Source organism: Micromonospora sp. SD19, from assembly GCF_054462275.1.
The window spans coordinates 1,044,649-1,055,652 of sequence record NZ_JBTLMN010000002.1 but is presented as its reverse complement, the minus strand read 5'-3'; the positions used below and the strand labels follow the sequence as shown (position 1 = coordinate 1,055,652).

Here is an 11,004-nt window from a genome sequence, read left to right as displayed (position 1 = left end):
CTCCGGTGACCGTTGATGACCGTCCCAGGGTGGCACACCGTGCCGACAACCGACGCCCCCGACCCTTCCACTGTGGAGGGGACCGGCCCGGTTCAGGTGGGGGAGTACAGCGCGGCGAGCCCGGCCGCGGTGGCGGCCAGCCGTTCGCGCAGCGCCACCGGGGTGAGCACCTCGACCTCGGCGCCGAGGCGCAGCAGCTCACCGTGGGCGTGGGTGAGCGACTCGATCGGCAGCACAGCGGTCACCCAACCCCGCGCGTCGGGTGGCCCGGCGCTGGTGTCCATCGCGGTCACCACCGGGTCGCTGCCGATCTCGCGCAGCCGCTCCCGCCCGGCCGGGGAGAGTCGGACGGTGGCATCGTCGCGGTGCAGCCGTTCCCGGAACCGCACCACGTGCGCCCGCCACCAGGCCGGCAGGTCGAAGTCCTCGGGTCGGTCGAACTCCTGCCCGAGCGGGGTGAGCGTGAGGATCTGGTTGACCCGGTAGGTGGCCGGCGCGCCCCGGCCGGGCTGGTCGGCCACCACATACCACCGGCCGCCCTTGAGGACCAGGCCGTACGGCTCCAGGACCCGGGTCACCTCGCCGTTCCAGCCGCGGTAGCGCACCTCGATGCGGTGCTGTCGCCAGACCGCCTCGGCCGTGCGGGCCAGCTCGGGGGAGGCGTCGCCGTCGGCGTACCACCCGGGGGTGTCCAGGTGGAAGCGTTGCCGCAGTCGGGTCGCCCGGTCGCGCAGCGGCGCGGGGAGCGCGGCGTGCAGCTTGAGTTGCAGCGCCGCCACCACGTCGCCGTAGCCCAGCTCGTCGGCCGGGCCGGGCAGGCCGGCGAGGAACAGCCGGTCGGCCTCCTCGGCGGTCAGCCCGGTGAGCCGGGTCCGCCAGCCGTCGACGAGCTGGTAGCCGCCGGCGTGCCCGGCCTCGCCGTAGAGCGGGATGCCGGCGGCGTGCAACGACTCGACGTCCCGGTAGATGGTGCGGGGGGAGACGGCCAACCGCTCGGCGAGCTGCCCGGCGGTCAACCGCCCGTGTGACTGCAGCAGCAACAGGATGGAGAGGAGTCGACTGGCCCGCACTTCACTGACACTAGTTGTCAGGGGACCGCTCGTACCGTCCCGGCATGGCATTTCGCGACAAGGATCTGAGAACACCGGGACCGATCAGGGTGGACGGTCGGCACCTCAAGCGCTACCACATCGACCAGCCGGAACGGCCGCTCGAACCGGAGGTGGAGAAGGCCGCGTACGACCTGCTGCCGGCGTTGCTGGCCGACGTCGTCGACGACGGCACCCCGGCCGCCGGGTGGGTGGTGCTGCACCGGGGCGCGGACACCGGCGCGTACCTGCTGGCGTACACCTGGGTCTGGGACAACGCGGTGGAGGTCCGCGTCGCGGCGGCCGGGCAGCCGGCGCTGGACTGCCCGGACGACGACCCGACCCACTTCGTCGAGGTCCGTCGACCCGCCGTCGGCTGCGTCTGGGAGCTGGCGGTGCTGGAGCACGAGCGGGCGGCCTGGGTGCGGCACATGCTTGCCCCGCAGGCTCCCCACCTGGCCGGATACCTGCACGACACGCGAGCGGAAGGGCCGGTGGGCCGCTGATGGGCGACTTCGACTTCTTTGTGGGCACCTGGAACGTCGTCAACCGGCGGCTGCGCGAGCGGCTGGTCCTCTCCGACGAGTGGGAGGAGTTCCCGGGGGTGTCGGTGGCGCACGGCTTCTTCGCCGGCGGCGGTCACTTCGACGAGATCACCTTTCCGACCCGGGGCTCCGCCGGCGCCACGGTCCGGATCTTCGACCCGGCCCGGCAGGAGTGGTCGATCTACTGGATGAGCAGCGACACCGGGGTGCTGGGGCAGCCACCGATGGTGGGCCGCTTCGTCGACGGGGTCGGCCGCTTCTACTCCGACGACCAGCACGAGGGACGCCCGGTGCGGTGCCGGTTCGTCTGGTCCGACATCAGCGCGACCACCGCCCGCTGGGAGCAGGCGTTCTCGGTCGACGGCGAGCAGACCTGGGAGACCAACTGGATCATGACCTTCACCCGGGCGTCGGAGGGCTGACCGCCAGGTGGGGTGACCGCGGTCAGGCCTGGTCGGCCACGGCCGCGGTCCGCCCCACGTCGCGGCCGCGGAACAGCACGGTGATCGTCACGAGGGCGACCAGCAGCGCCGCGAGCACGTACACCGGGGCCGGGCCCAGCGGCGTGAGCAGTGCCAGCAGCGCGACGACCGGGAAGGCGACGGCCGTCACGCCGTGCTGCTTGCGGCGTACGTGCAGCACCCAGACGGTGAGCAGGAAGACGGCGACCGGGACGGCCACCGCGTACCCGACGGTCCGCTCCGAGATGTGCGCCAGGTGCCGTTCGTAGTCCACCGCCACGCCCAGGCCGGCGCCGACCCCGGCGATCGCCGCGAAGATCAGATAGTGGCCATAACCCCAGACCAGGGAGTACGGCAGCCGGTCGGGCGCCTCGCTGCGCCGATCGAAGTAGAGCCACCACAGCGCGAACACGATGACCGCGCCGGAGGCGGCGAGGAACCAGAGGTCGTGCTCCCCGGCGTCGAGCCCGTCCTGGATCGCCAACGAGACGGCCGCCACCGCCTCACCGAGCACGATCAGCGTGAACAGCCCGTACCGTTCGGTGATGTGGGCCGGGTGCCACGGGGTCATGCCGGGGCGTTCGGCCACCGCCGGCACCAGCACGTCGGCCAGCCCCAGCAGCACGAACGACGCGAGCCCCCACTCGGGTGGCAGCAACAGGCGCAGCAGCCAGCCGAGCTGCACCACCGTCACCCCGACCGCGTAGCGGCGCGCCGCCGCACGGTGCGCGGGGTCGCCGGCCGCCGCTCGGCTCCAGTGCACGACGGCGGCCAGCCGCATCACCACGTACCCGTAGGTGATGACGGTGAAATCGTTGTCGGCGAAGGCGCGGGGCACCCCGGCCGCCAGGATCAACGCCCCGAGGATCTGCACCAGGGTGGTGATCCGGTAGACGTCGTCGTCGGTGTCGTAGGCCGAGGCGAACCAGGTGAAGTTCACCCACGACCACCAGATCGCGAAGAACACCATCACGTAGCCGGTGACCGCGTGGGCGAGGTGACCCTCGGCCAGGAAGTGGTGCAGGCTGGTGGCGGCCTGCGCCACGGCCACCACGAAGCAGAGGTCGAAGAACAGTTCCAGCGGGGTGGCGGCCCGGTGCGGCTCGTCGCGACGGTGTGGCCGCATCGGCCGGTAGAACGGCCGCACCGACCGAGGGTGAGTCACCGCGGACCCTCAGGTGGCCTCAGCCGCGCCGACGGCCGTGAGTCAGCCCCTCCAGCACCAGGGTCAGCCCCGCGCCGACCAGCCAGATGTCCTTGGCGAGCCCCGAACCCGCCTGGGTCGGCCGGACGCTGCCGGCTTCCCGCATCCCCGGCGTCTTCAGGTACAGCTGCACCAGGCCCGCGCCGAACGCGGTCAGGCCGAGCCCGACCAGGGGCGCCGGGACGAACGGCGCGATCAGCGCGGCCCCCAGGGCGATCTCCGAGTACGACAGCAGCTTGGCGAAGCGCGCCGGCTCCAGCTGGCCGAGCTGAGGCATGGCGGCGACCGCCATCCCGTGCATGCCCTCCGCCGCGGCGCCCTCCAGGTTGCGCTTGCCCAGACCCGAGTTGAGGACGTACGCGCCGATGGTGAGCCGCAGCGGCAGGTGGGCGAATTTCATTGTTACCCCCGTTGGCAGTGGTCGAATGCGGCCCGCGTACCCCGCAGCGCCCGCGATAACCCGCCGGGGCGGCTGGGCAGGCTGTGGTGGTCGCGGTAGGTTCGCCGGGGGCCCAGCGCCGAGCCCGTGGCACACCCGCCCACCCCGGCACCCGGCCCTGCCGCAGACCACCAGCAGGAGGCGAAGTGAGCCAGGAAGTCCGGGGAGTCATCTCCCGCAGCAAGGGCGCTCCGGTCGAGGTCACCACCATCGTTGTGCCCGATCCGGGGCCGGGTGAGGCGATCGTCCGGATCCAGTCGTGCGGCGTGTGCCATACCGACCTGCACTACCGCGAGGGTGGCATCAACGACGACTACCCCTTCCTGCTCGGTCACGAGGCGGCGGGCATCGTGGAGCAGGTCGGCGAGGGCGTCACCGACGTCGCCCCGGGCGACTTCGTGGTGCTCAACTGGCGGGCGGTCTGCGGGGTCTGCCGGGCCTGCCGCCGGGGCCGGCCCTGGTACTGCTTCAACACCCACAACGCCACCCAGCGGATGACCCTCACCGACGGCACCGAACTCGCCCCGGCGCTGGGCATCGGGGCGTTCGCCGAGAAGACCCTGGTACATGCCGGGCAGTGCACCAAGGTGGACCCGGCCGCCCGACCCGCCGCGGTGGGCCTGCTCGGCTGCGGGGTGATGGCCGGGCTGGGCGCGGCGATGAACACCGGAAACGTCACCCGGGGCGACTCGGTCGCGGTGATCGGCTGCGGCGGCGTCGGGGACGCGGCGGTGGCCGGGGCAGCCCTCGCCGGCGCCACCACGATCGTCGCCGTGGACACCGACAGCCGCAAGCTCGACTGGGCCCGCCGGTTCGGCGCCACGCACACCGTGAACGCGTCCGAGACCGACCCGGTCGAGGCGATCCGTGCCGCCACCGGTGGCTTCGGCGCCGACGTGGTGATCGACGCGGTGGGTCGACCGGAGACGTGGAAGCAGGCGTTCTACGCCCGCGACCTGGCCGGCACCGTGGTGCTGGTCGGCGTACCGACCCCGCAGATGCAGATCGAGCTCCCGCTGCTGGACGTCTTCGGGCGCGGCGGTGCCCTCAAGTCCAGTTGGTACGGCGACTGTCTGCCCAGCCGGGACTTCCCGATGCTCACCGAGCTGTACCTGCAGGGCCGACTCGACCTCGACGCGTTCGTCACCGAGGAGATCGCACTCGACCAGGTGGAGACCGCGTTCGAGCGGATGCACCACGGCGACGTGCTCCGCTCGGTGGTGGTGTTCTGATGACCGCCCGGGTCGAGCACGCGGTCACCTCGGGCACGTTCTCCCTCGACGGCCAGACCTTCGACGTGGACAACAACGTGTGGGTGATCGGTGACGACCGCGAGTGCGTCGTCCTGGACGCGCCGCACGACGTGGCGGCGATCCTCGCCCTGGTGGGTGACCGGCAGGTCCGGGCGATCCTGGCCACCCACGCCCACGACGATCACGTCCGGGTGGCGCCCGAGCTGGCCGAGGCCACCGGCGCGCCGGTGCTGCTGCACGCCGCCGACCGGGTCCTCTGGGACATGGTCCACCCGCACCTGCCGCCCAACGGCGAGCTGCACGACGGGCAGAGCATCGAGGTGGGTGGCACCACGCTGCGGGTGCTGCACACCCCCGGGCACAGCCCGGGCGCGTGCAGCTTCCACGCGCCGGAGCTGGGCGCGGTGTTCACGGGCGACACGCTCTTCGCCGGTGGTCCGGGCGCGACGGGCCGCTCGTACAGCGACTTCGACACCATCGTCCGGTCGATCCGCACCCGCCTGTTGACCCTCCCGCCGGAGACGGTCGTGCACACCGGCCACGGCGACGACACGACGATCGGCGCGGAGGCGCCGCACCTGCAGGAGTGGCTGGCCCGCGGCCACTGACTCCTGGTGGCTTGTGGGCTGGTGTGCGGTCGGCGGGCTCAGCGTTCGTCGGCCGCGCCCAGCACCGGTTTGACGTCCAGGATCGGGGTGCCGTCGAGGGCCTCCAGGTCGGCCACCTCGACGCGCAGCCCGTCCACGGCCAGCACCCGCACCCGGTGCAGCCCGATCGGGTTGGGCCGGTGCGGGGAGCGGGTGCTGAACACCCCGGTCTCCGGCCGGGTCTCGTCGCCGCGTGGGTGCACCGCCAGCACGTCGCGCCGGGCCCGGTCCAACCAGGTCAGCACCAGCAGCTCCGCGCCGACCCGCAGGTCACGCAGCGCCCGCTCGACGTGCGGGTCGAAGACCAGCCACGCCGCTGGTGCGCCCTCGTCGCCCTGTCGTGGCGCGCTCGCCGCGTCGGTCAGCGGCGAGGCGACCCGGCCGACCGGGCGCAGAGGGTACGTCTCGTCCTGAGCTGTCCCAGCCATGACGCTCCCTTGCCGACGGTGCGAGCCTACGGCGTTAGGATCGCGCATGGCCGCCGAGCACCCCACCCCCGCCGTCCGTCAGCTCCGCCTCGTGGTGGAGGCCGACGACTACGACGCTGCCGTCGCGTTCTTCCGTGACGCGCTCGGCCTGCCCGAGGAGGCGGCGTTCGTCGGCGACGGAGACGCCCGGGTGGTGATCCTGGATGCGGGCCGGGCCACCCTGGAGATCGCCAACCCGGCCCAGAAACGCATGATCGACGAGGTCGAGGTGGGGCGGCAGGTCGCCCCCCGCCTGCGGGTGGCCTTCGAGGTGGACGACGCCGAGGCGACTACGGCCCGGCTGGTCGCCGCCGGGGCGAGCGAGGTCGCGCCGCCGACGCGTACACCGTGGCAGTCGCTCAACTCCCGCCTCGACGCGCCCGCCGGCCTGCACATCACCGTCTTCCAGGAGTTGCTCGCGCCGGACGTGCGGGAGGGGACGCGGCATGCGGAGCCCGGACGTGACAGCGACAACTGAGTCCGGCAGTTCCCGGGCTGCCGCTCTCACCCCGGCGCAGACGGCGGCCCTGGCCCACGTCCGGTCCCTGGCCGTGGCCGAGCGGCGCGCCGCCCTGGACATCATCGCCCGGGAACTCACCGCCGCCGGCCTCCACGACCGGCCGGAAGAGCTGCTCGCCGCAGTGGTCCAGTGTGGTCGCCTGACCGTCAACTTCCACCCCGACCGGTTGTGCGTCGACGGGCGGACCGTCGCCGCCGCCCTGGCCGAGGACGGGGTGTACCGCAGCCAGTTCGTCACCGGAATCTCCAACGGCGGGCTCACCGCCTATCCGGGCGGAGACCGGGACCGTTGGGAACAACGGATGTTCGACGGCGCGTACCAGCGAACCGGGGTCACGGCGGCCGACCGCCCCACGTACGGCGGAATGAACCTGCTCGGTCACGCGGACGGCGCCTGTCCCCGATTCGGTTCCTGTCACCTGCGGCTGCGTCCGGCGGTGCTGACCCGGGCGACCTTCTGTCTCGGTGACAGCCACCTCGGTCCGCGGGTGGTGGGGACCGCCGACGCCTTCGAGGCGGTCCTCGCCGGGCTCCTGGTCGGTGTCGCCGCCACCGGTGAGTGTCTGGGACGCACCGGAACGGACGTCGGCACCTTCGTTCGGACGGTGCGGGACGTTCCGACCACGCCGGAAACTGTCGGTCGCGCGCTCGATGACTACGTGGAGGCCCAGATCCACGGCACCCTCGACCTCGCGCGCGATGTCGAGGAACTGGTGGTGGACAAGGCCTTCGCCGGCACCCTGACCGGGGCGACGCTGGAATCAATCGCTGAGCGGCACGGTTTCCCGCTGCTGTGGCACCCGGGCTTCGCGCTGGCCGTCGACCGGGTCGACGCCGAATTCCGAGGGCCGGCGATTCCGGTGCTGGCGGCGCGGCTGCATCGGGAGTTCGCCGGACCGGGCGAGCCGGTGGACGCGGCGCTGGTCGGGCGGGGCGCGGTCTCGGTGGTCACCGAGCCGGAGCGGTGGACCGACCGGGGTCCGGTCGCGGAAACCCTCCAGCACCTCAAGCAGCTCTGGCACGTTCTCGTCCGCTACGGCGAGCCACACGCCAATCTCACCCACAGTGCCGGGTCCGTCGGTCGCTCACGGTAGCGGCAAAACCGCCAGCCGCCCGCCTCCCCACCACGGTGAATTCGCCCTTTGCTCTGCACCCAGATCGGCGCCACGGACCTGAGCTGCGGATGAGCCGTTTCCGCCCCCCGTAGGCGTTCCGCACAGCCGTCACGCACGGTGTCTGGTGCGTGTGTGGGTGCAGAGCAAAGGGTGTGAACGGCGTTCTGCCTCCGACCGCTGAATTCACCCTGCGTCACCATTGTCAGGTGTGACGGGCGACGAGCCGCGTCTGTCCGGTTCTGCGTCGTGACCGGGACCGCAGCCGGCCGACGCGAGGTCATTTCCGGAATGACCGACACGTGAACCTGGTTGTGTCCCCCGTACCGCCGGAGCCCAAACCCATTTCCGCGGTCATCTCCCGAGGAGTGTTCACCCCGGAGCGCTTCGCACGATCGAAAGGGCAACCATCGTGAAGGTCGACTTCACTCGATGGCTCCCCGCCATCGCTAAGGACTCGTACCGCAAGACCGCGCTGAGCGTGGCGGGTGTGGCCGCCCTCGGCGGCCTGGCGCTCGCGCCGACCGCAGCCGCGGCCCCGATCACCTCCGGACCGCACCAGGGCGCCGTCGCCGCCATCGACCTCGCCACCGGCAAGGCCGCCACCTCGGCACAGCAGAATGACGAGCAGCCCGTCGAGTCGGGCCTGACCACCGGTTCCGCCACCGGCAAGCCGCCGGAGGGCAAGCCGAGCCGTGCGCAGCTCATCCCGCACGGCATCGAGGGCGCCCAGTCGCGGGTCCCCCTCGACGACGCGCAGCTGGCCAACGCCCGGGCCATCGTCGACGCCGCCAAGAAGACCGGCGTCGGTGACCGGGGCGCGGTGATCGGTATCGCCACCTCGCTGCAGGAGTCGAAGCTGTACAACCTCGGCCACCTCGGCGCGTACAACGACCACGACTCGCAGGGCCTGTTCCAGCAGCGTCCGTCGTCCGGTTGGGGCACGCCCGACCAGATCACCGACCCGGAGTACGCCGCCACGGCGTTCTTCACCGCACTCAAGAACGTCGGCGGCTGGCAGGACCTGCCGCTGACCACCGCCGCGCAGACCGTGCAGGTCTCCGCCTTCCCGTACGCGTACGCGCAGTGGGAGGAGCAGGCGGCGGACATCGTCCAGCAGCTCTGGTGACGACACCCGCACATCCCGCGCCGGCCGGTCCCGTTCAGGGGCCGGCCGGCGTTCGTCGTGCCCTCAGCAGGCCGGGTAGAGACGGCGGGTGCCGACCCCGGCGGCGTACGCGTCCCGGTCGCTGAACCGGCAGCCGTAGTCGGGCCGGGCCACCACCGCCGGGTCGGTGACGGTGTCGCCGGCTGGGCGCTTGCCGGTGCGTACCCAGGACACCAGGTCGTCCCAGGCGGTGCCGGCCTCCGCCGGGGTGAACTCGCAGTGCTGCGTGGCCCGGATCGCCCGCTGAACCACCAGCTTGGCGCGGCCGTGCCGCGCCACGTCGGTGGCGTACGCCTGCTCCATGCTGAACGGCACGAACAGGTCTCCCAGACCGTGCAGGCTGAGCACCGGCGCGGTCGGTCGGCCGGCGATCCGCGGCACCTCGGTCAACGTCGGCAGGAGCCGCTGCCGCAGGTTCTCCGGGGCGACCCGCCGCACCGTGGCGTTGACGTTGACCGGGCTGTTCGGGGTGTAGCGGGTGAGCAGATTGGTGGACAGTTGGCCGGGCTGCTGGGCGGGGGAGTTGCCGCTGCTGGTGGGCACGCTGATCGAGAAGAGGAAGTCCTTCCACACCGCGAACGCGGCGTCCGCTCCCGGACGCGGCCCGCCGGAGCGGTTCACCGTGATCGCCCGCAGCTGCTTGCCCCGCTCGGTGGTGGTGTCCGGCCCGGTGGGGGTCAGCCCGGCCAGGCCGAGCGCCACCTGGATGCGCGGCACCGCGTTGGTCAGGTAGTCGGCCGGCGTGGGATAGGCCGGCACCCCGGCGAGCGCCTGCGCGACCAGGTTGTAGTCCAGGTAGAAGTCGAGAAGCGTCTGATCGCCGAGCACCCCGCACATCGGCAACGCGCCGTCGTAGAAGCCGGGATACTGCTCCAGCGAACGACCGATGACGTACCCGCCCATCGACACCCCGGCGACGTAGGTGTGCTGCGGTCGGCGGACCGTTCGCGCGAAATGGTCGGCGAGGTCCTTCGTGCCCAGCACACCGGAGCGGATGTCGAAGCCGTTGCGGTCGTACGAGGACGACGCCCACGCGTACCCCTGCTCCAGGAGTCGCTGGCGCAGCCCGAAGCCCGGCGGCTCCGGCGAGAGCACGGTGCCCTGGCCACGGTAGCCGTGCGCCCACATCACCAGGTCGCCGTTCCACCGGGCGGGGACCTCGATGAGGTACCCGGCGTGGCGGTGCACTCCCTGGCGTACCGTCGTCGGTTTGCCGCCGACGACCAGGGGCGCCAACGGCGGATTCTCGATGGTGTAGCCGGGCAGCGGCTCGCCGCCCCTCGCGTCGCGGCCGGTGGCGCCGGCCGGTGCGGCACCGACCAGCCCGACCGCGAGGGTCAGCGTCGTGGTGGCGGCGAGCAGCCGGCGGAGGGTGCGAACGGGTGTGGACAGCATCGATGCTCCCCATCGGACGGATGTCGCCCGGGGGCGACCAGCGGGACGGTTGCCTACCGGCCGGTAGCGTCCTGAACCTAGAACCGCCGTCGACCAGTGTCAATGGGTACGCTGACCGGCGGCTCAACCACGACTGTCCGGCCGAACCCGGTCGTCGGGGTCGGTGGGCCGATCGGGTTGACTGGTCGCCGTGGACGAGTCGATCTGGGAGGCGGCCCGGGTGTCGCGCAGCTGGCTGGACGCGGCGAACGGCACCGGGCAGACCGAGCTGACCTGCCGCATCCTCAAGCTGACCGAAGAGGCGGGGGAGGCGTCGGCCGCCTGGATCGGTCTGCTCGGGCAGAATCCGCGCAAGGGTGTCACCCACACCCGCGATGACGTGGCGGCGGAGCTGGCCGACGTCGCCTTCACCGCGCTGGTGGCCATCGAGAGCCTGGGTCTGGACGCGCAAACGGTCCTGGACGCCTGCGCCGCGAAGGTGCGTTCCCGCCTGGCAGACCAGGACCGTCGGTAGCGTCCGGTTACGCCCACCCACCCTTGCCGGGCCATGGCAGGCCGACCGCATCTGGGCGAATGCGCGCCTGATGCTTCCGTGCTCGACTTGGGTTTCCCTGACAGCGGGCTGTCCCGTCGTCCGGGACACCCCGCTGTCAGTGGATCATCCCGGTGAGGGCGGTTCGACACCGACCGTCCGCCATTGCCTGGG

Annotated in this window: 13 protein-coding genes; 8 read left to right on the top strand and 5 right to left on the bottom strand. The window is 72.2% G+C overall.

The window, feature by feature from the left end; genetic code table 11:
• Window positions 1-92: 92 nt before the first annotated feature.
• The gene (locus tag ACX27O_RS12105) at window positions 93-1,070 is read right to left on the bottom strand and encodes a helix-turn-helix transcriptional regulator (RefSeq protein ID WP_358128697.1); all 978 of its coding nucleotides are present in this window, start codon (window positions 1,068-1,070) and stop codon (window positions 93-95) included.
• A 44-nt stretch (window positions 1,071-1,114) separates the two neighbouring features.
• Between ACX27O_RS12105 and ACX27O_RS12100 the strand changes: the two genes are divergently transcribed.
• Window positions 1,115-1,594: a hypothetical protein gene (locus ACX27O_RS12100; RefSeq protein ID WP_210858795.1), complete on the top strand. Its 480-nt coding sequence runs from the start codon at window positions 1,115-1,117 to the stop codon at window positions 1,592-1,594.
• Window positions 1,594-2,055, top strand: a complete 462-nt coding sequence (locus tag ACX27O_RS12095) for a hypothetical protein (protein ID WP_458939423.1) — start codon at window positions 1,594-1,596, stop codon at window positions 2,053-2,055. Before ACX27O_RS12100 ends, ACX27O_RS12095 begins: the two co-directional genes overlap by 1 nt.
• A 22-nt stretch (window positions 2,056-2,077) precedes the next feature.
• Here the strand turns inward: ACX27O_RS12095 and ACX27O_RS12090 are convergent, their stop codons facing one another.
• A complete protein-coding gene (locus ACX27O_RS12090; protein ID WP_458939422.1) occupies window positions 2,078-3,241 on the bottom strand; it encodes a low temperature requirement protein A in 1,164 nt (387 codons plus the stop codon).
• A 37-nt stretch (window positions 3,242-3,278) separates the two neighbouring features.
• Window positions 3,279-3,698, bottom strand: a complete 420-nt coding sequence (locus ACX27O_RS12085) for a hypothetical protein (protein ID WP_030332534.1) — start codon at window positions 3,696-3,698, stop codon at window positions 3,279-3,281.
• Window positions 3,699-3,883: 185 nt separating this feature from the next.
• On the opposite strand from ACX27O_RS12085, the gene ACX27O_RS12080 reads away from it, so the two are divergent.
• Together ACX27O_RS12080 and ACX27O_RS12075 are read left to right on the top strand one after the other, a co-directional pair.
• On the top strand, window positions 3,884-4,969 hold the full coding sequence (locus tag ACX27O_RS12080; RefSeq protein WP_030332535.1) for an S-(hydroxymethyl)mycothiol dehydrogenase: 1,086 nt from the start codon (window positions 3,884-3,886) through the stop codon (window positions 4,967-4,969).
• On the top strand, window positions 4,969-5,598 hold the full coding sequence (locus tag ACX27O_RS12075; protein WP_357648039.1) for an MBL fold metallo-hydrolase: 630 nt from the start codon (window positions 4,969-4,971) through the stop codon (window positions 5,596-5,598). Before ACX27O_RS12080 ends, ACX27O_RS12075 begins: the two co-directional genes overlap by 1 nt.
• 38 nt (window positions 5,599-5,636) lie before the next feature.
• Here ACX27O_RS12075 and tsaA read toward each other — a convergent pair whose 3' ends face one another.
• On the bottom strand, window positions 5,637-6,065 hold the full coding sequence (gene tsaA / locus ACX27O_RS12070; protein ID WP_030332537.1) for a tRNA (N6-threonylcarbamoyladenosine(37)-N6)-methyltransferase TrmO: 429 nt from the start codon (window positions 6,063-6,065) through the stop codon (window positions 5,637-5,639).
• A 46-nt stretch (window positions 6,066-6,111) separates the two neighbouring features.
• Between tsaA and ACX27O_RS12065 the strand changes: the two genes are divergently transcribed.
• The 3 genes from ACX27O_RS12065 to ACX27O_RS12055 all read left to right on the top strand — a co-directional run bounded on the left by ACX27O_RS12065 (window position 6,112) and on the right by ACX27O_RS12055 (window position 8,864).
• Window positions 6,112-6,582, top strand: coding sequence for a VOC family protein (locus ACX27O_RS12065; protein ID WP_030332538.1), 471 nt, complete (start codon window positions 6,112-6,114; stop codon window positions 6,580-6,582).
• Window positions 6,566-7,717: a DUF3626 domain-containing protein gene (locus tag ACX27O_RS12060; protein ID WP_458939421.1), complete on the top strand. Its 1,152-nt coding sequence runs from the start codon at window positions 6,566-6,568 to the stop codon at window positions 7,715-7,717. Before ACX27O_RS12065 ends, ACX27O_RS12060 begins: the two co-directional genes overlap by 17 nt.
• 430 nt (window positions 7,718-8,147) lie before the next feature.
• Window positions 8,148-8,864: a hypothetical protein gene (locus ACX27O_RS12055; RefSeq protein ID WP_458939420.1), complete on the top strand. Its 717-nt coding sequence runs from the start codon at window positions 8,148-8,150 to the stop codon at window positions 8,862-8,864.
• Between the two features lie 63 nt (window positions 8,865-8,927).
• Here the strand turns inward: ACX27O_RS12055 and ACX27O_RS12050 are convergent, their stop codons facing one another.
• On the bottom strand, window positions 8,928-10,298 hold the full coding sequence (locus ACX27O_RS12050) for an alpha/beta hydrolase family protein (RefSeq protein ID WP_210861668.1): 1,371 nt from the start codon (window positions 10,296-10,298) through the stop codon (window positions 8,928-8,930).
• A gap of 190 nt (window positions 10,299-10,488) precedes the next feature.
• On the opposite strand from ACX27O_RS12050, the gene ACX27O_RS12045 reads away from it, so the two are divergent.
• Window positions 10,489-10,812, top strand: coding sequence for a MazG-like family protein (locus tag ACX27O_RS12045; protein ID WP_030332544.1), 324 nt, complete (start codon window positions 10,489-10,491; stop codon window positions 10,810-10,812).
• Window positions 10,813-11,004: the final 192 nt, after the last annotated feature.

Excerpts from the sequence above, each read along its gene's own strand:
- ACX27O_RS12100 (WP_210858795.1), top strand. The coding sequence starts at position 1,115 with ATGGCATTTCGCGACAAGGATCTGAGAACACCGGGACCGATCAGGGTG.
- ACX27O_RS12095 (WP_458939423.1), top strand. The coding sequence starts at position 1,594 with ATGGGCGACTTCGACTTCTTTGTGGGCACCTGGAACGTCGTCAACCGG.
- ACX27O_RS12085 (WP_030332534.1), bottom strand. The coding sequence starts at position 3,698 with ATGAAATTCGCCCACCTGCCGCTGCGGCTCACCATCGGCGCGTACGTC.
- ACX27O_RS12075 (WP_357648039.1), top strand. The coding sequence starts at position 4,969 with ATGACCGCCCGGGTCGAGCACGCGGTCACCTCGGGCACGTTCTCCCTC.
- tsaA (WP_030332537.1), bottom strand. The coding sequence starts at position 6,065 with ATGGCTGGGACAGCTCAGGACGAGACGTACCCTCTGCGCCCGGTCGGC.
- ACX27O_RS12065 (WP_030332538.1), top strand. The coding sequence starts at position 6,112 with ATGGCCGCCGAGCACCCCACCCCCGCCGTCCGTCAGCTCCGCCTCGTG.
- ACX27O_RS12050 (WP_210861668.1), bottom strand. The coding sequence starts at position 10,298 with ATGCTGTCCACACCCGTTCGCACCCTCCGCCGGCTGCTCGCCGCCACC.